We start from the raw sequence: 21,925 nt of genomic DNA, 5'->3' as shown, positions 1-21,925 counted from the left end.
ACATTTCTTTATTTCTTTTCAATAAAAACTAATGCATTCTTCACATGAGTAAACGTTGTTAAGTCATTAAAAGTAACATACAAATCACCCATTTTCCTAGCTAACAAGGGCGTAATCCCGGTAATCATCACTTCAGTTCCTGTGAGACTAATTAAACGATTTAAGTTATAAATACACGAAACAGTATAGGTATCAATTTCTAGTAATCCAGAAAAATCAACAATAAAGTAGTCATCTTTTGATTCTTCAATATACGTCGGTACTTTTTCCATCAGCATATCATAACGTTGCTCATTTAACACACCTATAATCGGTAAAATTGAAACGCCATCCTTGACCGGAACAATAGGGGTAGACATCTGTGTCATCTGTTCATGATAATCGATAATGAGGTTTCCTTGTTTTACTTTTTCTGTTATATCCTTTTGGACACCTACAAAATATAATTTATCTTCCATCCATAAAGGGTCAATATATAATTCATTCCAAAAAGGACGCCCGTCTTTCGTATAATTTAAAATTTGAACGGTGATAGCTGAACGTGCAGCAATTGCTTGTCTCATTTCTTTAATCGTAGTAGGATTCGTTTGTTTACCTTGTAAAAACCGACAGTTATTTCCTAGAACTTCTTCTCGCTCGTATCCCGTTAAGTCTAAGAATCCCTTATTAGTATAGATAATGGGGTTATCGGGCAAAGATGGATCGGTTATAATCAGACCAGCACGTGTATAATCAAGGGCTTTCTGAATAAATTGTGGTTCATTTATATGATCCCTATATAACACCGACACATTCACTCCTATATTTTCTTTATTTATGATGTAAAGTATAGCAGTAAACAAATAATATACCATTTTAAGTGTACACACACCTAATTTTGGAGCTCCTAGTTTACAGGAAGACATTTGCAAGATAATCGTCACCTATTATGAGGGCGTGTAAAATCTACCTTGTACTACACCCGTTACTCCTACTCCCTTTTTAAGGTTTTTATCTTACAAACAAAAAGTAATGGCCAAATAAAAAAGGAAGAATGAATATGTCATTCCTCCTTTACTAGATGAATCATATAGCTTTAACTTTCAACATGTAAGTATAATTACTCTTTGACCATCTTCACAAGCATATGAGATAGGTTATGTTGCTCCTCTTCATTTCCAACTTTCCACAGCTCATGTAGTAAATATTGCTCTTCGTTTTGTGGTTCTTCATGTGTGGCTAAATAATCAGCTATTTTTTTAGCTGCTAGAGCCAGTTGTTCGTCATTCAATCCCAATTTTTCACCTTTTGTTACTTTATCTCCTAAGTATGTTTTAAATTCGTTAAAGCTAGAAAGAATATGGTCTTTCTTTTCTTGACTCATCTCATTTAATTTATTTTCCACTTTATTTTCAACAGTCCCCGTATTGTTATTCATCTTTGTATGCTCCTTCCAATTAAATAATATTGTTCTTATAAGGTAAATCCCCCAATAGCAAGTGTGTAAACATTTAATGCCATTTGAATGTGCTCTAGCAAAATTTATTGCTTTTAATCTCGCGATACTTATTACTCTCGTATGCATTTGCAGTAAAAATAGACTAAATGAAAAGGTGTCCTCATATATTGTGAAAAGACAGGCTATAGAGCTGAGGTGATAAAATGACACTATTAATTATTCATCTGGTGGTATTAGGAATCAGTCTTGCGGCACCTATAGGGCCGATTAAAATTGAGATGATTAAACGAGGGATCGTGGGTGGATTCTGGGCATCCTGGCTTATTGGTTTAGGAGGCGTTACAGGAGATTTACTTTTTCTCGTTGTCATCTATTTAGGTGCTGAGCATTTATTTGAACATCAGTTTATAGTTGTATCTACATATATGTTAGGCGGGTTTTTTCTTATTAAGTTGGGACTAAGTAGTTTATCTAGGAAGACTTCCTTAAAGAAAGATGATATGAAAACAACACTGTCTTCATGGCATCGAACATTTTGTATTGGCTTTTTGATGGCTTTATTAAACCCTTTAAACATTGTATTTTGGTTTGGGGTGTACGGAGCTACCTTGCAAGAACTGACACAGAAAGTGTCCTCTTCTCTTTCTTTTCTCTACAGTTTATTTATTCTAGTAGGGATTATCCTTTGGAATCTAAATGTTGCTTTTACTGTCCACTTTGGCCGCGATCTTCTTACTGATAAATTCTTACGAATTATTTCAGTTGTAGCTGGGCTTGTCTTAATTTTATATGGAGTGCGTTTTATTTTTCACTTCTTTAAACTAATTTTTCATTTTGCCTAATTCAAAGATACTCATCTATATCGTAAAGGAGAAAATTGAGAGGTGACCAAAAACTGTTTATTTTTGCTGTTACATTACTAGTAACACTTGTCCTTCTAACTTTATTATGCGTGTTTATTTCTAAGAAGTTACGAAAGAGACTAACACGTAGAAGTAAGCAATGGTGGCTCATTATACACGTTCTATCTGTAATTATTTATTTTGGCGGCATTTTTGGACAACTCTTAGTAACAAGTTCAATGACTTTCTTTTCTGATCAATCGCAGATATACGTGGGAATACTATTTATTAGTTATTTTGACCATTATCTAACGATACCTGGCGCATTAGCCTCTTTACTCACAGGGATATGGTTAGCTCTGCGTACTCACTGGGGAGGCCTAACAAAATATTATTGGGTTCTGACAAAATGGATAGGTAACATGCTTGCAATTCTCCTGGGGTCATCAATTACGGGTAATGTCGTATATAATTTATTCCCCAAAATTCTTTCTAGTGATTTACATCCTTTCCAAAACCCTCTTTATTTTCAGAGTCGAAGAATGCTATTTTGGGGTATTTCAATAAGCTTTATCCTTCTGGCTTTTTTAGTCATTATTTCTTATATAAAACCTTGGGGCAAGAGAAAGGTTAACTGAGTTTTTTTTAGCGTACATATCTGCGGGTACAAAGTGTACTATAGGAAGAAGAAATCTAGTCATGATATACTATTGGTAATAACCATAAATACGACGGAGGGCATTATGACAAAACGATTAGATTTACGTGTTGACTTTGCATTTAAATCATTATTTGGCACCCATGGAAATGAATCCATTCTAGCTGCCTTTTTAAATGCTGCGCTTCGTTTTCCAGACGAAAAGAAGATTCAAACGGTTCAGCTGTTAGATCCGCATTTTAATAAAGAAAACCAAGAAGATAAACGTTCCATTCTGGACGTACACGCACAATTAGAAGATGGAAGCCGCGTTAATATTGAGATTCAGCTTAATAACAAACATGACATGGAAAAGCGAACCCTCTATTATTGGTCCAAGATGTATAGCAGTCAAATGAAAGAAGGTATGGACTACGGAGAGCTTTGTAAAACCATCACCATCAATATTGTAAATTTCCGTTATTTATCTCATATTAATCATTATCATTCCACCTTCCAGTTATACGAACGTGAACAAAAATTACTCTTAACGGATATGATAGAAATTCATTTTATGGAACTACCTAAGTTATTGATTAAATGGCGTAACAGAGAGGTAGATCCACGAGAAGATCAACTTGTACGATGGTTATTATTGCTTGAAGCATCGGAAGATGAAGAAATCACTCAAGTATTGGAGGAGATTGCAATGCAAGAAGATCACGTGCTAAAAAAAGCGATAGATGAGTGGGAACGCGTAAGCCAAGATCCAGAAGTATTATTAGCTTATGAAGCCCGAAGAAAAGCATTATTAGATGAGAAATCAGCTTTGAAAAGAGCTGAAAGGAAAGGAAAAGAAGAAGCTATAAAGTTAATGGCCATTGGAATGATTCAAGAAGGTATAGCGAGTAATATAATCAGTAAATTGACAGGTCTTTCTGTAGAAGAAATCGAAAATCTTCGTCATCAATAAATAGAAAAAAGAGCCGTACTTAAAAGGTACGGCTCTTTTTTCGAACATGGCAAATATTGATTTTCATTACAAGGAAATGAAACATCTAATACCACTTTTTACAGTGTCATTTGTTTCTAAAAAATAGTATAGGAAGCACGTAAGAAAATAATACATCCATTATTTACTATGTATGTACTTCTTTTAAGATAGGAACTTTAAAAGAAACAAGGAGGTGACACAACATGGCAAACAACAAAAGCAGTAACAACAACGAGTTATTAGTATATGGTGCTGAACAAGCAATCGATCAAATGAAGTATGAAATTGCGAGCGAATTTGGTGTAAACCTTGGTGCTGACACAACTGCACGTGCAAACGGATCAGTAGGTGGTGAAATCACTAAGCGTCTTGTACAAATGGCTGAGCAACAACTTGGCGGCGGACGTTTCTAATAGAACTTTATAATAATGGCTGAAGGAAGAATGAACTTCATTCTTCCTTTTTTCGGTTATAAGATCCGCCCATTTATAGTATTTCAACACATCTAGAATGCTACTTATGTAAAATTAAAAAGCGATTCTCACTTTTTAGTTGGCTCCCCAGACATCTTGAGCAATTTTAATTATGTGACTAATTTTATTCCACTGTTCCTCTTCTGTTAATACATTTCCTTCTTCTGTACTTGCAAAGCCACATTGCGGACTCAATGACAAGTTAGCTAGAGGAACATACTGACTTGCTTCTTGAATTCTTTGCTTAATAACCTCAGTATCTTCTAGTGTAGGAAATTTAGATGTTACTAACCCTAAAACAACAGTTTGATTGTTACCTGTAAAGCTTTTTAATGGTTCAAAATCTCCTGAACGGTTATCATCATATTCAAGAAAAAGCCCATCTACATGTAAGTTAGCAAAGATTGCATCGGATATAGTATCATAGCCACCACTTGTGATATAAGTAGATCTAAAGTTTCCACGGCAAATATGCATAGTAATGAGCATATCTTCAGGCTTTTTAGAAATAGCATCATTTAAACAACTTACTCGAGTATTAATAATGTCTTTTACATCCATACCCAGCTTCTCAACAACCGCATTGATTCGTTCTTCAGAAACAAAATCAATCCACGAAGTATCGTCTAATTGTAGATAACGGCAGCCTGCGTCGTAAAAGGCTTGAATCGCTTTCTGATAAGCAGCCACAGTATCATGATAAAATTGATCTCTGTTTCCATTGTAATATGTATCTTCTTGAATTCGAGTAAATAACATGTTTGGGCTTGGAAGTGAGAATTTAGCGACTTGGCTTCCATCACCATGGCGTTCGACAGCTTCTTTTAAAAACGTGAAATGTTCTACCATATAATGATGATTGAAGTCTACTTTACCTACTACCTTAATCGCGTTATTTTTGGTTTTTGCACCCTTGAATTGGCTGATATATTCTGTCTCAAACTGCTCTACACCTTCTAAGCCTGATAAGAAGTCCAAATGCCACCAAGAACGTCTAAATTCACCGTCCGTGATAGATTTAAGACCTACTTCAATTTGCTTCTGGACAAGCTTTTCAATTTCTTTATCCTCTACAGATTTTAGATCGGCTTCATTAATTGTACCATTTGCATACGCTTTTCTTGCTTCTTTAAGGGGAGTTGTGCGTAAAAAGCTGCCTACGTGATCAGCTTTAAATGGAGCCTTCACTAGTGTCTTTGTCATGAGTTTGTTTCCTTCTTTCTTTTTAAAATAAAAAACCTCTTCTTAAAAATAAGAAGAGGTTAATAATCGTTATGGGTTCTCTTCTTATCTTCAAGCAAATTGCTACTGGAATTGGCACAGTACTTTAACAGTCTGTTGCCGAGGCTTCCTAGGGCCAGTCCCTCCACCTCTCGAGATAAGAATATTCAATTTATTTAACTAGAAGAAATATTACACTTGTTTTCTTAGCTTGTCAACAAAAAATTGGAAAATCAGAAATAGCACATCTCTTATCTCATTACTTCCTCATTACCTACTACAGTAAGGGTTCTTCTTTGTTTTTGGGTTGGACAGGAAAGCTTATCGCAATAGCTACATAGTATTTAAAGAATTTGGCTCCATTACCTAATTGTTATTTATCTTCACCAATTGTATTAAAAAAATATCTGACTCCATTATACCTAGCCTCTTCATTGCACTTTGCAAGGAGCGCTATTCCTCACTTCTAATTTCTCTCTTTGATTCATTTCTTAGAGCGAATACGCTAAACCAATCTTTCATATAGTCACATCTTCTTACAAATACGAAAAGAGCAACCATCATATACTGGCTGCTCTCTCCTAGCAAAAATGCACTCACATCAATGTGAATGTGAACGTATTCATATTACAGCACTTCATTGATAAAAAAAGAAATAATTTCTATTTGCCTTTATACATAGTTAATCGTTCTTTTGCTAAATTAATTAATTCCTTTAACTCTTCAACAGATTGCTTGTTATTACAATCGTTTAATAAATCTATTGTATCTTGCAAAAATTGCTCTCTTCTTTTTACCCTTTTATATTCAGCCCTATATTCTTCTGCCATCCTTGCTGTTCGAGTAGACCCCTGACGAGGAGTGGGAACTTTTTCAAAATCTGAGGTACGAGATTTTTTATCTTTTTCATCAAGCATAGCGTTTTCTGGATTCCTATTCCTCAATCCTGATTGACCCAAAATACTCCTTGCAGCTCGTTCTCTTCCAATGGCCATTGTCATTTCCCCTCTCTGGAATTAAGATTTGAGATAAAACGTCTTGTACAGATTCAATAACAATAAAATAAACCCTTCTTTTGATAAGTTAAATTACTAATTTCAATTGATGCTTAGTTACTAGCTATTCCGTCTTTATTTCTATCCAACAATAAGAAGACTACCTTCCATTGGTAGTCTTCCTGCTGCTATAATTCTTTTACCTTATATGCAAAAGGTCACTTACTGCGTCCTTTAGTTTTCCATAGGTTCTTATTTTACTGAAGTCTATACCCAATTGAACGGCTGTTAAAGCAATTTCTGGACGGATACCTGTAATCGTTGTATCAATTCCTAGCAATTCTAACATGTTTACGACTTGAAACAATTCATTGGTCATCATTGTATCAATGGAAGGTACACCTGATAGATCAATGATTAGGCAAGACAATTCAAGGTCTTTTGCCTGCATCATAATTTTTCCCGCAAAGTCATTGCTCTTATAGTCATCGATCTGACCAATTATAGGAAGAACACCAACTGTATCTGAAATACTAATGATTGGTGTACTCAGTTCTGAAATTAGCTTTTTTTGAGCATATACTTGCGCCTCTGCTACTTGTCCATAATACATGGTAAAGAGTTCAATCATCCGGTCAAAGGCTTCGTTTAAGGTTCTGTTCCATAGAATAATATCTTGTTGTGTAATACTAGACTGTTGGAGGCTTATAAATGCTTCAACCTTGTTAAGAAAAATAGCACGAAACTTTTTGAAATGACGGATACTCAGGTAAAGAGGATTCCCTAAGCGAGCTCGTTTGGTTGCAATCTCTTGGGCCCAACCACTAAGATTTTTAAAAGATCCATCCTTTAGGACCTTCACTATTGTACGGGTAAAATAGTGATTTTGTTCTCGAAGGTATTCAGTTACCTCTGGAGAAGCATCAGCTGTATAAACAGAATTTTCTTCTATCTCTCGAGAATCTAACCACTCTTGAGCCATTTCATTCACATGTTGTAATAAAAAATCATGTAATTCTTGAGTCATTTTATCCATAGCGTTTTCCCCTTTGATGATAGATAACTTTATCTTTCCCTTTTATTGAGCACAGAAAACATAACTACTATTCAACACACGGATACTTATTTTAAGGTATGGTACGTTCATGCGAGGGAGCGTTTCTGGGGTACCTCTTTAGTTTTATAGACGAATTGCTTAAGTTAAACAATAAAATGAGGTTAGTTTATTCTCAACTGAAATCCATTAATCCTGCTGTTTGTTAGGTGCTTTTTTATATGAATGCTAAAATATAAAAAAAGCAAGTAAATTTTAAAATTTATAATTGTTCCTATATAAAACATTTCACCTTGATTATTATTAAAGGCTAGTATCTGTTTGATCATGGTTTAGGTGAACCACAAAAAGAAAACCACTAGAATGGCTCTAGTGGTTTTCCTTTTTAAAAGTCGCTATATTCTTCTAAGTCGTCATCGTCTAATGAGCCAGATATATTTTCTAAATCTGCAATCTTTCCTTCTTTCAGTTGAGGAACCTTTGAAGGCTCTTCTTCTTTAAAAGTATTGCTTCCTACAAAACCCGTTGTTTGGGCTAATACCTTTAATTCAGATAGTTCATTCTTAATATGCTCAAACATTTCGTAGGTTTTTTTATCTTCCCTTGCTTTTCTTCCAGTAGATGAATCATCTAAATCACGTAGAATTAAAGACGAAATATAATCTCCTAACTTACGCGATTTAGCATATGTAGCCAGTTGATTATACACTTCATCGCTCAATCGATTTGTCTTAATGGTAAACGCATTTTGGCGTTCTGACATCCTTATCACCTACGTTGTTAGGATTTAACGGCTTTTTTCTCTGCTGCTTGCTTCTTCTGAACGTAACCAATACTACGAATCTCTAAACCAAATAAATTTAAGTGACGGCTATCTTGAGGAACCTTATGGTACTTGTCTGTACGTTCTTCTCCAATTTTTTCACGCATACTATTCATGATAGCAACTTCTAAAGTAGGAGCTACCCCTCCACAGTACACGTATTTACGCACTTTGTTCGCTGGAGGTGGTGCAACATCATTTAACTTAGCCAATAAGATCTCTACATATTCTCGAAGAGAAGACTTGATTGTATTTGTTAAATCAATGGATTCGCCTGTGTTTTCGTTTTTTAATACAAACTTTTGTTTGCCGTAGTTATCAAGAATAAATTGATCAAACGCACGTAAGTCTGTAAACAGTTCTAGGAATTTCTCTTTACGCAATTTATCGATATGCGCTAAATAAGGGATGCCTTCAATGCTTTGGAATGATTCACGACTATTGGCAGCTTTCAACCCTTCTGGTAGAATAACCACATCAATGGAACCACCACCAATGTCCACCATAACTGTTTCACATTCTACATACTCATTTGCATCTTCACGATCTTCAAGGGTTAAGTCTTTTTTTAAGGCAAAACGTGCACTTTCTCCCTCTTTTAAGCACGCACTTTCTTCTACTACTACCTTTAACGTATTTTCGAACCCAGGCGTATGCACCGTAAATGTATGGTCGCCTAAGAAACGATTAGCCATCGCTTTTTGAGCTGCACCAAATGTACTCTCTTTCTTAAGGAGCCAGATTGGTAGCATCGTAGAAAAGTAGTCAATTTCAATTGTGTTATCTTTTTTATCCTTAGCATGTAACGCATGGTAATAAGCAATAGCAGCTAAAAAGGTAATGTATGGAATATGGCTTGTAATTTTATTATGTAATTTATTAATGTGATTGTTGGCAAGTAATTGACTTGCAGCAATGTCACCAACTAAGAAATAGCGCTCTTTCTCGTCTCCTTGAATAGTTGTGGAAAGTAAGATACGCTTTTTAAATTCTTCTGGAGCTGTAACAGCATCTGTAAAGAAAGAATCTGCAGCTTCTTTTTGCAGTTCAACTACATTCGTTGGAAAATCAAATAAATATCCATCCATGATGTTCATATCAACAGAGTTTCCGCAATCTTTATTAAAACGTGAAATTTTCATTTCTATACACCTCATCTTTTAAGTTGAACTTATATTCAACTTATTGTACTTGATGTAGGATAAACATTCAAGATGTGAGAACAATTTAATTATCTACAAAAACTTACATCTATCAACAATTGAAGGAATTAAGTAGAGATTATATTTAAATACGATGTCCCACCATTATCTTACTGAAAAATAGCAACACAACAACTGCAAAACCTACTGACTTGTCTTTTTTTTACGCTCAGAAACACAAGAAACTTTATTCTTTAATAAGGTAATATATAGTGAATCTTGTCTTTAAATGTCATCTTGGCTCTTTCTTTAAAACCTATTCTTTTATAAATTAGCTTGCTTTTTATTTTAGAAGTTATAACGATTAGATATCATTTAACAAAGAGATTTAATTTTCCTTATCAAGTAGTCACTTTTTCTATACGAATTTATAAAGTAAGGAATAGTTTAAAATTTTTTTCATTTTATGAATAACTGATTCTCCTTCTACACATGTTAACGTTACAACCAATAAAGGAGATGAATAAAATGGCAAACAATAAAAATAGCAACACAAATGAATTACTAGTATATGGTGCTCAACAAGCAATTGATCAGATGAAATATGAAATTGCTAGTGAGTTTGGTGTTAACCTAGGTCCTGATGCAACTGCTCGTGCAAACGGATCTGTAGGTGGAGAGATTACAAAACGTTTGGTACAAATGGCTGAGCAACAACTTGGCGGCGGACGCTTCTAAAATGGTCTCATAATAGGGACTAAAGGAAGAAGAAACATCTTTCTTCTCTTTTCTATGATTTAAATAATAAAAGGCACATGCATAATATGAAAAGCCTCCATCAATATCGATGGAGGCTTTTTCAGTAGAACATAACTTCTTTGCCCTTGTGAGACCTTATCGTTATGTATCCCGGTTTATTTCGTTAAACCTGAACCATTTACAGTAGCCATACACACCATTGAAGTCTGCTTTAGCTCTGTACTCATCATATACCACCTTAACAGACAATAAAACCTATTTTTATACAATTTATGAAAATAGTCATTTTAAATGAAAATAATGTATAATAAAAACACCTTTAAAGATACATTTATTATGCATCTTTTAGGGCGAAAAATTACTTTAATGATAGCGATTTTACAATACCAACTTGTAATTCTACAAAAGAAAGCAACATATAAAGGTAAACAAATTCAAGTGAACATAAACAATTTTTAAAAACCTCACTCACAAATAATTTCATGTTATTGTCTCCTCTCCTCTATACGCCATTTTTTCAAATTGGCTTACATTTAAAGATCTCCACTTTAGACAATGCGATCTTTTTAACAGCAACTTAAGTAGTTTGAGTGGACAGATAATGAACTTTTATTTACCTAGTATTGATTCTGTTCGTTGTTTTTCTTTTCTTATCAAGATCCTCTCGAATTTCTCGTGTAAGAACACCCTCCTCTATTTTTTCTGCAATATCCATTAGCTCTTCAATATCAGAAAAAGAATACCTACGGATAAGTGAGGAATTCCTTTCAGGAAAGATAAGGTTTTGAGCTTCATAATAACGAATTTGTCTTTCAGAAAGCCCAGTCATTTCAGATACAGTTTTCATAGTCATTACTTTTTTTTCTCGATATGAACAATCCTTATTCAATTAGTTTCTCTCCTCTATACTATTTGGCTAAGTTCGCGATGCGTCAATTCTTATAGGTGGGGAATTTAGTTAATATATCTAAATTTTCAAATAATTAAATTTTACAGTATCAGTATATGATAAAAGCATCTACAACTTGGTCATAACACCTGACATGCTAAATGCAATTATGAACGGATCCATGCTCTTTTTTTAAAGCTTAAGAAGTCTTATCCTTTAATTTTTGATGATCCTCAGATCCGTTCCATCCTCTGAAACGCTTTTAACTTCTCGTCCTTTCCGTATTAAATGTTCGTGACTAATACAAGCATCAGCATATAAAACCTCATTCCTTCTTACATAATTAGCTACCCCTTACCTACTGCGGTAAGGGTTCTTTGTTATTTTTCGACTGGACAGGCAAGCTTACCGCAGTAGTTACATAGTATCTAAAGAATCTTAACTTCATCACCTAATCAGTAGCTAGTTCAGTATCGCTACCGCGTTAATACAAGCTGTATACGCCCAGTGAAGCCAATTGGGGAACCTGTAAGGGAGCTGAGCCGAAGAGGCGAAGGGGGCGACCGGATGGGTTGAGCTGAAATAACTGAGACATGAAAGGCGAAAAAATAGTAAAGAATGGAAGTAGGTGCCAACATGAGAAAAACACAATGGTTTGAATTTCGAAACTTCCTCCATAAACCTTCTTTAAGCTCCTCAATAAAACCTCGTCCTTTTAAAGCTTATTCGTTTGTTCCTTTTAGTCCAGTTGCTATGCTTGATCCTACCATTCTAACCGTAGGAGGGATTGTTTTAGGAATTGCCTTCATTGAACAGGTATTAAATCGATGGGGTGCGATGGATCTTGCCGGTCAGTTTGAAAAGGTGATGCGGTTTATCTTGCCAGTTACCTTCTATAGCGCCCTCATTTACTTTTTTGCGACCTTTATGTTTTGAGGAGGAATATGGATGTTTGAAAAACTAAAACTGCGTGGCCAACTGATTAAAGCGTTTCGTACGGCAGAGATTTACCGGATGGTGAAACGAGGAGACCGTACCTCTTATCTCTTTCCAAAAATTCATCAAATCGAGAACCATCATACGTACACCCGGTACGCCTTTTCCTTACTAAATGGCATTGATCCTGACCTTTTAAACAAAAAGAGATGGGCGTTACGCCAAGTATTAGGCAGCAACATCGAGATAAATGGCAGCTTAAAGAACTTTAGTATTACTGTTCATCACAAAAGCCTCCCTAAGATGCTCCATTATAGGTATGAAGCCATTCATCCTCATATTAAGAAAATGGAGCTTCCCGTATGCATTGGTCAAGATATCTATGGAAACCCGGTTTCATGGGATTTTGCGGATTTAGAAACCTTACTGATTTCTGGCGAAATTGGAGCCGGAAAGAGTAGTCTCATGCGTGTGATCCTCACAACATGGGTAAAATATGCCTCTCCTGAAGACTTGCGTTTAGTGTTGGTGGATCTTAAACGAGCCGATTTGGGGCTGTTTCATGGGATTGAGCATGTGGATGCGCTTTGCTTTGAAGCAAAGGATATGAGAAAACCTTTTGCTTTATTACGAGCTGAAATGTACCGAAGAGGCGATTTATTGTTAGATCATGGCGTGACGCATATCAGCAGGCTTCCCTTTAAACTGCCTCGTATCGTTGTAGTCATTGATGAAATGTCCATCGTGAAGAGAGAAACGGATCTCGTAGAGATGATTCAACAGTTTGCGAGTCAAGGTCGTGCGTTAGGGGTTCATACAATTATTGCGATGCAGCGCCCTGATGCAGATTTATTAAATTCAGCGTTAAAGGCGAACTTACGGGTACGGATCTCTGGAAGGCAAGCCGATGCCATAAATGCGAAAGTAGCCGGAGTAATCGGTGCCGAAGAAATCGATGCCGCGGCCAGGGGTCGTATGAAAATTAAAATTGATGAGGTGAAAGAGTTTCAAGCCTTTTTCTTAGATGAAGGAGCTTGTAAGGAAATACTCTCACCTTATAAAACACGTGTGAAAGATCCTGAACCACAACTAGAAGTGCTATCACAGTCCATCTTCGGATTATTAGAGAAGGAGGAGCAGCGATGAGTTTCCGTTTATCTCAACGTGATAAAGACATCATAGCGTTTGTTAACAAGTTTAGAGCCGTGGATCGAGACTCATTAGTTGACCTATTCTTTAAACAGCTCAAATCGCCCGTAAATGCGTGTAATAGCGTCATGGTACGTTTATATCGTTTAGGACTCATTGAACGCACACAGCAGTATTCTCCTACCGTCTATTTGCCCGTGGATGCAAAGATCAAAAAAAACTCTCAAAAAATATTACATTTCCTTTCTATTTTGGATGTCTATAAGCAAATGTGTACGTATAGCACACCTAAAAAGGTCATTGTCGAAGATAAGCCCACCAGACGAAAAGGAGGAATTGAACCGGATCTCTTTTGTATTTTTAAAGGATCTCCTTTTTGGATTGAAATTCAACGAAATCAGTATTCGGAGCAGAAAATGCAGGAGAAGATAAACCTTTATGAGGATTTTTTCTTTTCAGATGAGTGGAAATCGTTGCATTGGCAACCAGAGGAGCGATCACCTATCTTCCCCTCTGTCATCTTGATTACACCTGTTTGTTATGCAGTATCTTCGGATTATATCCGTATCATACAAGTAGCAAACATTCACGAACTTATGGAGAAATATAAGGGGGCTTCCAAACAAACAAAAGAAGTAAGGTCAAGAACCACCTCCTCTTCTGGAAGAATTAAAATCAACTTAACATAGAGTACTAGAAAAGCGTTTGTAATCACACAAAAACAGGCTACCTCAAAATAATGAAAGGTAGCCTGTTTATACACCTTTCATCCGAGCATTTGCAAAGGGTTCTGGAAATAGCGTAATCATTAACATAGAAAGAATTAGATAAAGTTGAATCAATCCAAGCGTCTGCAGGAGACTAAACTGTCATACGCGGAGAAAGCAATGGATTTGCATACTAGTATCGAATGGAATTAATTCGTATAATAAAAGAGAATAAGTAGCAATACCAAGGCAACCGAGGAGGTGAGCGAATATGAGTCTACGAGAAGAACTACTGGCGCAGGAATATGAGGAAAGAAAAAAGCCGAGAGGATTCGTATACTTTACAGACGCTGACGGACAAGTTGTCGCTAAGACTTGCCGTGAATGCGGCGAATTAAAATATGGAAAGAACTATCATCATAAAAACGATGGGTTCGGTCACCTTGGACCATACTGTAAAGCTTGCGTTTCTATTCGTGACCGAGATTATTACATTGAAAATAGAGAACGAGTAAAACTAGTTAAAAATGCTTATTACCATAGGAAAAGAGCCGAGCAACTTTCTTTTAATTTATTTGAAAATAACGAGTAGGATTACGGCGGCCAATAAGGTCGCTTTTTTTTTGTTTAAATATTGATAAATTGACTGGAAGCTACCATTATCGTAATTACGCCTAATCGGTATGCAGTGTCCTTGGAACACATTCGCATCATATAAGTAACAAGTATTCATGAATTAATGGAGAAGTATAAAAGTTCTTCGAAACAAACGAAAGAAGCAAGGTCGAGGTCATTGCCTTCTTCTGGTCGATTTAAAATTAATATTACGCAAGTAAATAACATAAAAAATCTGCCTCAAAACAGGGAATGAGGCAGCCTTACTGATGTCACACTTGTTAAAATGTGTACGTCATAGCAACCTAACTATAATAAATTTATTGCAAATACTCTATATTTTCCTTATTTTTTATCAGTTAGATAAATTAGAAGGAATTTTCATTCCTTTTCATTAAAATAAAGCGCAGCAAGTCCACTTCATAAAAAATCCATTTAAATCCTTGCAAATTAGGTATTGAAATAACTGAATAATACATTTAATATAAAACATTAATAAAATTTTACATTATTGGTAATAAGGTGGTAGAAGGTTTGAAGGAATGTAAGATTCGTTTAAGACACGCGTTACTTACAGAAATAGAAAAGGCCAAAGAAGAAGGTATTACAAGCGAGAGTACATTGCAAGTAATCCAGTCCATTGACCAACTGTTAAATGAATTACATAAAGTAACTTCAACAAATCCCTAGTTATTTTTTTATAAATAAAAAACAATCGCTTCCTCATAGCATTGGCCTAGCATGAGAAAGCGATTATTCTTCAGTAAGTGGTGATTAACTTACTAATCGACTTGTAAATTATAAATAATTTGGATAATAAAGTAAAGATATAGTGTGCTGAAATTATCTTTATCTACCACGCCTAATGTAAACACAGAAAAGCCACTGACATATATCAGTGGCTTTTCTGCGATGCATATTGTCAACTCGAAAACACAATGAGGATTTCCAAACCAACGCTTCTCAGCGTTCTAAATAGTTTGTTCTGTCTACAATATTTATATACACATAAACAATAAATACATCTCTCACCAGCAACGTAAGGAGTAATTAGCTAGTTCAATTTATAAAGAGGAGCTTAGGATTCTCCTTTTTAAACGATGTTTTTATTTACGGACTTTATTTGACCAGTAAAATACATAGTAAGCAAGGTCAAGGTCTTTACCTTCTTCCAGTGGAATTAAAATCAATTTAACATAAGGCAGTTACAAGCAAAAATTAAGAAAAGCCCTTAATTAGTTAAGGACTGAAAGGGCTCTTCTTCGCTACGAATAAGTAATGGCTTTATAGTGGAACCATTCAATTTATTTTATCATGTTTTCAGAAAAAAAGGAATTTTTATCCTTAAGTAAACCGTTTTAAAGATAAATGATATTGGTTAGAACAACAATTTATGGATGTAACAGAAAGTAAGCGTTAACATCCACTTTTTTATAAGAAAAAGCACCCTCATCGTTATTGGCATTGGAGAGTAAGGGTGCTCCTTAGGAATTTAGGTTTTCTATACAAAGATATAAGAAAAATTATGTCTGAAGTAAGTATAACACATTATTTGAAAGATTGTCATACAAATTTAAATGTAGAAGAGCCTTCCTCTTACTTAAAGAAATGTTTGCTCTTTGGCAGATTATTATACGTATCCATATATGAGCCGATTCTTATGATTCCTTAAATCATCGTTTATAAATCAAGTATGGATTAAAAGCTGCATCATTTGAAAATAGAATCCTTGTGAGAAGCTTAGTTTTCTATTTTGATATACGTACCAAAAAAATGATTATGTTAATTGTGATTGTATAGAGTATAAATACTATCTATCTACTGTAAAGGCCTCTTTTTTAGTTTATAATTCCATAAAACCGAGCAGATCCCGAAGGGAATAGAACAACTTAAAGAAAGAATACAAACAGGTTCAAATCCCAAAAAACTTACACCGTTTATACCATCATCTAACGACATAATAAGTGAAACAATCGTTGCGCCTATTACTCCAAAAATAATGTATAGTGCTATTTCAATTAATTGTTTATATTTCTTATCTATAGCTTTAATTATCTTATCAATCAAAATAGATGAGGGTATCCCTAACACAATAACAACCGGAATAATATAAATTAATCCAAGAATTAACCCAGCAATTAAATTGCTAAAACTGATTTGTTCATATGAAGTACCAAGCATGGCTACAACGGCTACCGAGCTACCACATAGAGAAGAAATAAGCACTGATATAGTTTTTTTAAACATTATATAATCCCCTAGTAAATTTATTAATTTATATATGATAGCATTTTTAAAAAATAAATACTCTATTTTATTTTCTAAGAGAAAGTGTATTTTTATGTTTGTTATTTGAGAAATCATATTTAAAAGTAGCTATATAACAGGATTGCAACTATAAGTTGACAATGTTCATCTGTAATGAGATGGAACCAACAGGCTTGCTTATTTTTTATAACTTATATAGTACCTAGCAGATACATTATGTAAATGTAAATTGAAATTGTATAAGATGTACGATCATAACTCTAAACCAGTAATAACCTTTATTATTACTCTAATTACCATTATTATAAAATAATAGGGATTAATAAGAGAGGAATGGTAGGATGCCATTTGTAGTAGGTTATGGAATTTCAATTATAGGAGCAATCATAGCTTATCAACTAAGCAAGGAAAAAACGAAAATACATTGTGTGGGGAATAGCGTTAATGTTGGCTATTGCACCATTTTTATCTTTCGCAATTGGTTTAACATACGCAGTCATTGCAAAAAACGGATGGGCAGCCTTAATAATGTGGTATATCTTTCCCATAATCTTCGTAATAGGACTTATAGTGTTAATGATTGGTATTTTCAAGAGAGAAGAAAGAAAAGAAGCAGATCTGTAATTAAAGGTCTGTTTTTTATTTGTATCGACAACATTTGTTATGTAAATTAATTTTATAAAAATAAATATTTATATATTGAAGAAATCATTAGGCTGCTTATTTTCATCAATTTTTTTTATAGCATCCATTACCTTTTTCAATACTTTTGGAGATGGAGAATAATTCTTCTCATTACATAAAGTTGAAATGGTTGTCTTTGATACGTGACTTTTTTTTGCAAATTCTGTTTGAGTAATCCCATTCTTGTCCAAAAAACGTCCGAATTTACTTCTCTTCGGATTTTTCCACCATGACACAATCAACCACTCCTTTTTATACACATCCTTTCCTGTTCTGAATTATTTTATACGATTCTGGTTCATTTTGATTTATTTTGGTCATAATGGACAAGCCAATTCCATATCCTCTAATAAGACATTAAAATACTGCATAAACATAACGAAAAAGTTAATATATATTTTTAAAGCCTTTCAGAATAATGTCGATATTTTTGTCATAATCATATAGCATGAATACAGTTAAGACCGCCTTATACACTATGGATAATGGGCGGTCTTTGTTGTGGTTATTCTATATATTTATCGGGTAGAGACTTTCCAATCATCCAATCGTTCCAAAACGAAAGGTCAATGTTCCCCTTATTTATCACTTTTAGATTATGTTTAATTTCTTTTTCGGGAAGAGGATTTGTTTTAACATCCTCTGGGAAAGAACGGTTTCCTGATGGATCATCTATTAGTTTCAAAGCTTTTTGAAAGTCTTGATAAGTAGATGCTATCTTTACTTCCTTCCAAGTTGAACTATTCTTTTCCTTTTGTCCTACATAAACAGGAGAATTTTCTTCGTCACTATGGATAAAGATAGGCAGCGTATATTCAATCGTCCCAATAACTAACCAGTTGCTGTTCCATGCCTTTGAGGGGATCCCCTTTTCACTTACAGCGTAATGAACTTGTCCAGCAGGAATTTCTTCATTTCTGTATACGATTAATGAATTAGCAAAAAGGTCAGCCATATCTAAATCGAAACTTTTTCTCTGATCTTTAAAACTTTTAGGGAGAGACTTATTTCCGCCATTCCGTTCAAAGTGAATTGGTACTCCTTTGTAATTGGATCCTTTGCTATAAACGATAGTTGCGGGAGAATACGTAACATTAATCTGGTTGTTGTGTACATCTGCCTCAATATGTGAATCAGCTTCAAGCATTCCGTAGGAAAGGATTTCTTTTTCATCTTTACCGTGATGGGTTAGAGTCAATTTATATCCAAAATCAGTAGTAGCTCCACAGTTTGTTTGATGGACTTTCACTACATAGCCACTCTTCATTTCTATCCTCTGAATGACATCATCGCTACATCCAATCTTTTGTGCCATTGCAAATAAGTATTTTCCACCCATAAATAAGATAAGGATACTTACAGCAACAGCTAGTAGTATTTTCTTGTTCTTCCTCACGAATTCACCTTTTCTATTCATCAATCCCTAGCATAAAGTGTAATGGGCTTATAACTAGGAATTGGAGCTTTTTCAAATGACATATTTAAAGTTGCATATTTTATTACTGAGTCTTCTTTAATTGTAAATTTCCTTTATTAAAAATAATAACAGCATTATAAGCCTCGTATAGAGCATACACTGGGTAACAAAAAGCAATAAAGACAATCATAGTGGGCACCTTTTCCACCGCAGGAAAAGGTTCGGCTAGAAAGCTTTTTATCGTAATACCTAAGTAGATCAATAAAGGAACGATAATAACAGCTAGTAACAATAACCAAGGCGTCATCTTTGTTTCTTTTAATTTTGCTCGGCAATGTGGGCATTTCATCGTAAAAGGACTTGAGAAATCTTCAAAGTCCTCGATTGTAATAGGTTTTTGACACCCTGGACAAGGTGTTGATGTTTTCATATAGGCTTCCCCCTTATCATGGTTTAGTTTAGAATAATCGTTGATATATCGGTTAACGAATCATATGAAGAAGCCTATCATTCTTACTTTTTATATTCGTAGACAACAGGAACTTTATCCATTTTCACCGTTTTGGCCACAATATAACGACGATAGCCATCTTTTAAGACTTTTGAATCTTTTTCAATTGTCAAAGGCTCATCTAAGCGACCTGTACGTTTCACGAAATCAATGACCTTTTGTGTCTTTTCTGGGTTTGGGCGTGTCTTTAAAAACTCTTCAGGAACGATAATATCATCAAAGTTCAATAGATCCTGAGTTCCCTTCGGTTGGTTGGATAGTGGTGTCTTTTTTTTCTCATCCTTTTTCTCTTCTGTAGGCGCTTGTTGTACTTCTGTCTGAATAGGCTTTACTTCTGTCTTCTCATCTTTTGCTACAGGTTGAGAAATAGGTTCTTGTACTTCTCCCTGTGCAGTAGATTCCGTGTTATTTTGAGATTCAGAAGGTGTAGATGCTTCTTGTTTGGTTTCTTTTTTCACATCCGACTCATTCTTCTCTTTGTCATTTTTATTCGGGAGAACGGTAATCTGAAAACAGATGACCCCTACTTCACCAGGACATTCATCAATTGGAATGTCTAACGTTGGTTCCCCTTGAATTAAAATCTTTTCATGCATGATGCTTTTCTTCGTGAGCCCTGTTTTATTAAAAGCTTTCTTCGCAACAAACACCGTATACGAAATAAAGGTACTCTTCTTTAACCCCTTCGGCGCAGATGGTGAACCTTTTTCACGCATATCAAAAGCAACGTAGCGATCATATTCTCTTAATGGTCCTGTGGCTGATCCGGTTAACGTAATTTTATGTGGCATAATAGTCTCCTCCTGCGTAGATAATTAGTTACTGTTTATTTAGAACACAGTTCTAAATAAACATATTCTATTAAAACATCAGCTTCTAAGGAATTTCTACTTTTTTTGATTAGGAAGCTGTGTCTTTTAACTGATTGTGTTGACGTAAACAGTCTTGTTCCTCTGGCGTTAAAGCTTGTCCTAAGTCTTGTTTTACCTGAGCTATCTCCAACAAACTATACGTAGAGCTGTGCTCCTGCAGCAAGTTCTCTTCTTCCGGTGTTAGCTCTTGACCTAAATCTTGCTTTAACTGAATCATTTCAAGCTGGTGTTCCAAAGAAATCTCTGTTTCTTTTGTAGCTTCTTCTTGCTGCTGTTCAGCTTTTAACCAATTTGGAACTAGCTCCTTACGGATAATCCGTTTTGGTGTAGCGAATGTTATTGTTTGACTTTCGTTATGTATAACTTCTTGTTGGTTTGCGTATACTGATGAATAATCCTGGTCTTTAGGCTTTGTTAAATCATAGAATTGATTTTTCGCAATCTGATAGATTAGTCGACACATATCCCGTAGGGATAAAGGATTCCCTTGTTGATTAGCTTCATGGACATATTTATCTAACCCAACAATGGTTGAATACGCAATTTCATGTACTTGCTCTTTCTCAATCGTAATCTCTGTATCTTTTTTTACTGCTTTTGCAGCATTTTGAATGCGAGCATAGAAGTCTTGTAGTTGATGTCCATATTTACCTGCATAGACTTGATTGACTTTCTTAGGCACACCTTTGATGTAGGTGAATGCCTGTGAAACAGACATTAAATGATTATTTATATGATTTACAGGTAAATCAAGGTTAATAAAGGCATTCGGTGATTTATCGACCTCTAAGCTTGGTGTATCAACGTTTTCAGCACTTTCTGGATGCGTCACAGGACGTGTCACAGGAGTGGTCATTTCTTCTTGTTGAAGCGTTTGTATCCCTGTTGTATCATGGGCAAAAAAGATTTCGTCGCAAATGTGATGAAAGTTTTTATGGCTTTTAAGGATAAATACATAACTGTCCGGATGAGTACCTGTTGTATCTTCTTTAATGTAACGAGCGACAATGATAAACGGTGTCGCTTTTAAGGAGCGTACAAAACGAGAAACGGTACTTTTGGACACATTAAATTTCTTCATAAGCGTTTCAGAACGGATCGCTTGAATGCCCGTAGCCACTAGGTTATAGATGACATGATCGAGCATTTCCATTCTCTTTTTAGGAAATTCTTTATGTATAGCAGATTGTTGTTGTTTAAAGTGGGTACGAAGAATGTCTAAAAACTCTTCTTTCTTTTTACGAAGCGTGGACTTGTTGGTCCATAACCATTTGAACCGTCCATTGAAGGTATCTACATCTTTTAAATAACAGGTTAATATTTTTGTCATTTGTTCATCTTCTCCTTTAAGGAACACAAAAAAGACACTGTTTCCCTGGAAAAAGGAAAACAATGCCTTGATTTTGATGAACTAAGCCCTTGAAATAGATGTCAATTTCGTATAAAATAAAAACATAAGTTTTATTTTATAGAAAAACTAACTCTATTAACAAGAGACT

The 21,925-nt window shown here is 34.9% G+C and carries 24 protein-coding genes and 1 riboswitch; of the genes, 10 read left to right on the top strand and 14 right to left on the bottom strand.

Going from position 1 to position 21,925, the window contains the following annotated elements; genetic code table 11:
• Positions 1 to 8: 8 nt before the first annotated feature.
• Positions 9 to 791 (bottom strand): PAS domain-containing protein, encoded by a 783-nt coding sequence (locus ACO1DI_RS22300; protein WP_251441007.1) that lies wholly within the window; start codon positions 789 to 791, stop codon positions 9 to 11.
• A gap of 308 nt (positions 792 to 1,099) precedes the next feature.
• Complete coding sequence (locus tag ACO1DI_RS22295) at positions 1,100 to 1,417, bottom strand: DUF3243 domain-containing protein (protein WP_048022162.1); 318 nt, start codon at positions 1,415 to 1,417, stop codon at positions 1,100 to 1,102.
• A gap of 224 nt (positions 1,418 to 1,641) precedes the next feature.
• On the opposite strand from ACO1DI_RS22295, the gene ACO1DI_RS22290 reads away from it, so the two are divergent.
• From ACO1DI_RS22290 to ACO1DI_RS22280, 3 genes are all read left to right on the top strand, one after another.
• A complete protein-coding gene (locus ACO1DI_RS22290; RefSeq protein WP_048022164.1) occupies positions 1,642 to 2,280 on the top strand; it encodes a LysE family transporter in 639 nt (212 codons plus the stop codon).
• A gap of 743 nt (positions 2,281 to 3,023) precedes the next feature.
• Complete coding sequence (locus tag ACO1DI_RS22285) at positions 3,024 to 3,890, top strand: Rpn family recombination-promoting nuclease/putative transposase (protein ID WP_048022166.1); 867 nt, start codon at positions 3,024 to 3,026, stop codon at positions 3,888 to 3,890.
• A gap of 224 nt (positions 3,891 to 4,114) precedes the next feature.
• Complete coding sequence (locus ACO1DI_RS22280) at positions 4,115 to 4,324, top strand: alpha/beta-type small acid-soluble spore protein (protein WP_013084404.1); 210 nt, start codon at positions 4,115 to 4,117, stop codon at positions 4,322 to 4,324.
• A gap of 135 nt (positions 4,325 to 4,459) precedes the next feature.
• Here ACO1DI_RS22280 and ACO1DI_RS22275 read toward each other — a convergent pair whose 3' ends face one another.
• The 5 genes from ACO1DI_RS22275 to ACO1DI_RS22255 all read right to left on the bottom strand — a co-directional run bounded on the left by ACO1DI_RS22275 (position 4,460) and on the right by ACO1DI_RS22255 (position 9,619).
• Positions 4,460 to 5,587, bottom strand: coding sequence for a 5-methyltetrahydropteroyltriglutamate--homocysteine S-methyltransferase (locus ACO1DI_RS22275; protein WP_048022168.1), 1,128 nt, complete (start codon positions 5,585 to 5,587; stop codon positions 4,460 to 4,462).
• Positions 5,588 to 5,668: 81 nt separating this feature from the next.
• Positions 5,669 to 5,769, bottom strand: a riboswitch (SAM riboswitch).
• Positions 5,770 to 6,267: 498 nt separating this feature from the next.
• Entirely contained in the window at positions 6,268 to 6,600 is a 333-nt protein-coding gene (locus ACO1DI_RS22270) for a hypothetical protein (protein ID WP_048022170.1), read from the bottom strand.
• Positions 6,601 to 6,799: 199 nt separating this feature from the next.
• On the bottom strand, positions 6,800 to 7,636 hold the full coding sequence (locus ACO1DI_RS22265; protein ID WP_299634327.1) for an STAS domain-containing protein: 837 nt from the start codon (positions 7,634 to 7,636) through the stop codon (positions 6,800 to 6,802).
• A gap of 403 nt (positions 7,637 to 8,039) precedes the next feature.
• On the bottom strand, positions 8,040 to 8,417 hold the full coding sequence (locus ACO1DI_RS22260) for a hypothetical protein (RefSeq protein WP_048022173.1): 378 nt from the start codon (positions 8,415 to 8,417) through the stop codon (positions 8,040 to 8,042).
• Positions 8,418 to 8,434: 17 nt separating this feature from the next.
• On the bottom strand, positions 8,435 to 9,619 hold the full coding sequence (locus ACO1DI_RS22255; RefSeq protein WP_048022176.1) for a membrane protein: 1,185 nt from the start codon (positions 9,617 to 9,619) through the stop codon (positions 8,435 to 8,437).
• 528 nt (positions 9,620 to 10,147) lie between these two features.
• Between ACO1DI_RS22255 and ACO1DI_RS22250 the strand changes: the two genes are divergently transcribed.
• Positions 10,148 to 10,357, top strand: coding sequence for an alpha/beta-type small acid-soluble spore protein (locus tag ACO1DI_RS22250; protein WP_047934289.1), 210 nt, complete (start codon positions 10,148 to 10,150; stop codon positions 10,355 to 10,357).
• A 634-nt stretch (positions 10,358 to 10,991) separates the two neighbouring features.
• Here ACO1DI_RS22250 and ACO1DI_RS22245 read toward each other — a convergent pair.
• Positions 10,992 to 11,231: a MerR family transcriptional regulator gene (locus ACO1DI_RS22245; RefSeq protein ID WP_048022390.1), complete on the bottom strand. Its 240-nt coding sequence runs from the start codon at positions 11,229 to 11,231 to the stop codon at positions 10,992 to 10,994.
• 672 nt (positions 11,232 to 11,903) lie between these two features.
• Here ACO1DI_RS22245 and ACO1DI_RS22240 point away from each other — a divergent pair.
• The 5 genes from ACO1DI_RS22240 to ACO1DI_RS22220 all read left to right on the top strand — a co-directional run bounded on the left by ACO1DI_RS22240 (position 11,904) and on the right by ACO1DI_RS22220 (position 15,364).
• Positions 11,904 to 12,203, top strand: a complete 300-nt coding sequence (locus ACO1DI_RS22240) for a hypothetical protein (protein WP_299634340.1) — start codon at positions 11,904 to 11,906, stop codon at positions 12,201 to 12,203.
• Between the two features lie 12 nt (positions 12,204 to 12,215).
• A complete protein-coding gene (locus ACO1DI_RS22235) occupies positions 12,216 to 13,349 on the top strand; it encodes an FtsK/SpoIIIE domain-containing protein (RefSeq protein WP_299634342.1) in 1,134 nt (377 codons plus the stop codon).
• Positions 13,346 to 14,041: a hypothetical protein gene (locus ACO1DI_RS22230; RefSeq protein WP_299634344.1), complete on the top strand. Its 696-nt coding sequence runs from the start codon at positions 13,346 to 13,348 to the stop codon at positions 14,039 to 14,041. Before ACO1DI_RS22235 ends, ACO1DI_RS22230 begins: the two co-directional genes overlap by 4 nt.
• A 289-nt stretch (positions 14,042 to 14,330) precedes the next feature.
• Positions 14,331 to 14,651, top strand: coding sequence for a hypothetical protein (locus ACO1DI_RS22225; RefSeq protein WP_299634347.1), 321 nt, complete (start codon positions 14,331 to 14,333; stop codon positions 14,649 to 14,651).
• A 557-nt stretch (positions 14,652 to 15,208) separates the two neighbouring features.
• Complete coding sequence (locus ACO1DI_RS22220) at positions 15,209 to 15,364, top strand: Spo0E family sporulation regulatory protein-aspartic acid phosphatase (RefSeq protein ID WP_299634349.1); 156 nt, start codon at positions 15,209 to 15,211, stop codon at positions 15,362 to 15,364.
• A gap of 1,128 nt (positions 15,365 to 16,492) precedes the next feature.
• On the opposite strand, the gene ACO1DI_RS22215 is transcribed toward ACO1DI_RS22220, so the two are convergent.
• Positions 16,493 to 17,038 (bottom strand): hypothetical protein, encoded by a 546-nt coding sequence (locus tag ACO1DI_RS22215; protein WP_423145624.1) that lies wholly within the window; start codon positions 17,036 to 17,038, stop codon positions 16,493 to 16,495.
• Positions 17,039 to 17,386: 348 nt separating this feature from the next.
• Here ACO1DI_RS22215 and ACO1DI_RS22210 point away from each other — a divergent pair, with 348 nt between their 5' ends.
• Entirely contained in the window at positions 17,387 to 17,566 is a 180-nt protein-coding gene (locus ACO1DI_RS22210) for a hypothetical protein (protein ID WP_423145623.1), read from the top strand.
• A 68-nt stretch (positions 17,567 to 17,634) separates the two neighbouring features.
• On the opposite strand, the gene ACO1DI_RS22205 is transcribed toward ACO1DI_RS22210, so the two are convergent.
• The 5 genes from ACO1DI_RS22205 to ACO1DI_RS22185 form a co-directional block, all read right to left on the bottom strand.
• Positions 17,635 to 17,862, bottom strand: a complete 228-nt coding sequence (locus ACO1DI_RS22205) for a helix-turn-helix domain-containing protein (RefSeq protein WP_251440878.1) — start codon at positions 17,860 to 17,862, stop codon at positions 17,635 to 17,637.
• Between the two features lie 269 nt (positions 17,863 to 18,131).
• The gene (locus ACO1DI_RS22200) at positions 18,132 to 18,965 is read right to left on the bottom strand and encodes a hypothetical protein (protein WP_423145622.1); all 834 of its coding nucleotides are present in this window, start codon (positions 18,963 to 18,965) and stop codon (positions 18,132 to 18,134) included.
• A gap of 160 nt (positions 18,966 to 19,125) precedes the next feature.
• Positions 19,126 to 19,473 carry a hypothetical protein gene (locus tag ACO1DI_RS22195; RefSeq protein ID WP_299634356.1) on the bottom strand — a complete coding sequence of 116 codons (348 nt, stop codon included), beginning with the start codon at positions 19,471 to 19,473 and terminating at the stop codon, positions 19,126 to 19,128.
• A gap of 83 nt (positions 19,474 to 19,556) precedes the next feature.
• Positions 19,557 to 20,345, bottom strand: a complete 789-nt coding sequence (locus tag ACO1DI_RS22190) for a plasmid stabilization protein (RefSeq protein WP_299634359.1) — start codon at positions 20,343 to 20,345, stop codon at positions 19,557 to 19,559.
• Between the two features lie 109 nt (positions 20,346 to 20,454).
• Positions 20,455 to 21,756: a hypothetical protein gene (locus ACO1DI_RS22185; RefSeq protein ID WP_048021902.1), complete on the bottom strand. Its 1,302-nt coding sequence runs from the start codon at positions 21,754 to 21,756 to the stop codon at positions 20,455 to 20,457.
• Positions 21,757 to 21,925 lie beyond the last annotated feature (169 nt).

It is taken from the genome of Priestia sp. 40, from assembly GCF_049368575.1.
In the GTDB taxonomy this organism is placed as follows: domain Bacteria; phylum Bacillota; class Bacilli; order Bacillales; family Bacillaceae_H; genus Priestia; species Priestia zanthoxyli.
Note: the sequence above shows the minus strand (reverse complement) of the source record. Positions and strands in the feature narration are given on the sequence as shown.

Excerpts from the sequence above, each read along its gene's own strand:
- ACO1DI_RS22210 (WP_423145623.1), top strand. The coding sequence starts at position 17,387 with ATGTTGGCTATTGCACCATTTTTATCTTTCGCAATTGGTTTAACATAC.
- ACO1DI_RS22225 (WP_299634347.1), top strand. The coding sequence starts at position 14,331 with ATGAGTCTACGAGAAGAACTACTGGCGCAGGAATATGAGGAAAGAAAA.
- ACO1DI_RS22270 (WP_048022170.1), bottom strand. The coding sequence starts at position 6,600 with ATGGCCATTGGAAGAGAACGAGCTGCAAGGAGTATTTTGGGTCAATCA.
- ACO1DI_RS22285 (WP_048022166.1), top strand. The coding sequence starts at position 3,024 with ATGACAAAACGATTAGATTTACGTGTTGACTTTGCATTTAAATCATTA.
- ACO1DI_RS22240 (WP_299634340.1), top strand. The coding sequence starts at position 11,904 with ATGAGAAAAACACAATGGTTTGAATTTCGAAACTTCCTCCATAAACCT.
- ACO1DI_RS22215 (WP_423145624.1), bottom strand. The coding sequence starts at position 17,038 with ATGATTTCTCAAATAACAAACATAAAAATACACTTTCTCTTAGAAAAT.
- ACO1DI_RS22280 (WP_013084404.1), top strand. The coding sequence starts at position 4,115 with ATGGCAAACAACAAAAGCAGTAACAACAACGAGTTATTAGTATATGGT.
- ACO1DI_RS22245 (WP_048022390.1), bottom strand. The coding sequence starts at position 11,231 with ATGACTATGAAAACTGTATCTGAAATGACTGGGCTTTCTGAAAGACAA.
- ACO1DI_RS22200 (WP_423145622.1), bottom strand. The coding sequence starts at position 18,965 with ATGGGTGGAAAATACTTATTTGCAATGGCACAAAAGATTGGATGTAGC.
- ACO1DI_RS22185 (WP_048021902.1), bottom strand. The coding sequence starts at position 21,756 with ATGACAAAAATATTAACCTGTTATTTAAAAGATGTAGATACCTTCAAT.
- ACO1DI_RS22260 (WP_048022173.1), bottom strand. The coding sequence starts at position 8,417 with ATGTCAGAACGCCAAAATGCGTTTACCATTAAGACAAATCGATTGAGC.
- ACO1DI_RS22250 (WP_047934289.1), top strand. The coding sequence starts at position 10,148 with ATGGCAAACAATAAAAATAGCAACACAAATGAATTACTAGTATATGGT.
- ACO1DI_RS22295 (WP_048022162.1), bottom strand. The coding sequence starts at position 1,417 with ATGAATAACAATACGGGGACTGTTGAAAATAAAGTGGAAAATAAATTA.
- ACO1DI_RS22275 (WP_048022168.1), bottom strand. The coding sequence starts at position 5,587 with ATGACAAAGACACTAGTGAAGGCTCCATTTAAAGCTGATCACGTAGGC.
- ACO1DI_RS22195 (WP_299634356.1), bottom strand. The coding sequence starts at position 19,473 with ATGAAAACATCAACACCTTGTCCAGGGTGTCAAAAACCTATTACAATC.
- ACO1DI_RS22290 (WP_048022164.1), top strand. The coding sequence starts at position 1,642 with ATGACACTATTAATTATTCATCTGGTGGTATTAGGAATCAGTCTTGCG.
- ACO1DI_RS22235 (WP_299634342.1), top strand. The coding sequence starts at position 12,216 with ATGTTTGAAAAACTAAAACTGCGTGGCCAACTGATTAAAGCGTTTCGT.
- ACO1DI_RS22265 (WP_299634327.1), bottom strand. The coding sequence starts at position 7,636 with ATGGATAAAATGACTCAAGAATTACATGATTTTTTATTACAACATGTG.
- ACO1DI_RS22230 (WP_299634344.1), top strand. The coding sequence starts at position 13,346 with ATGAGTTTCCGTTTATCTCAACGTGATAAAGACATCATAGCGTTTGTT.
- ACO1DI_RS22190 (WP_299634359.1), bottom strand. The coding sequence starts at position 20,345 with ATGCCACATAAAATTACGTTAACCGGATCAGCCACAGGACCATTAAGA.
- ACO1DI_RS22255 (WP_048022176.1), bottom strand. The coding sequence starts at position 9,619 with ATGAAAATTTCACGTTTTAATAAAGATTGCGGAAACTCTGTTGATATG.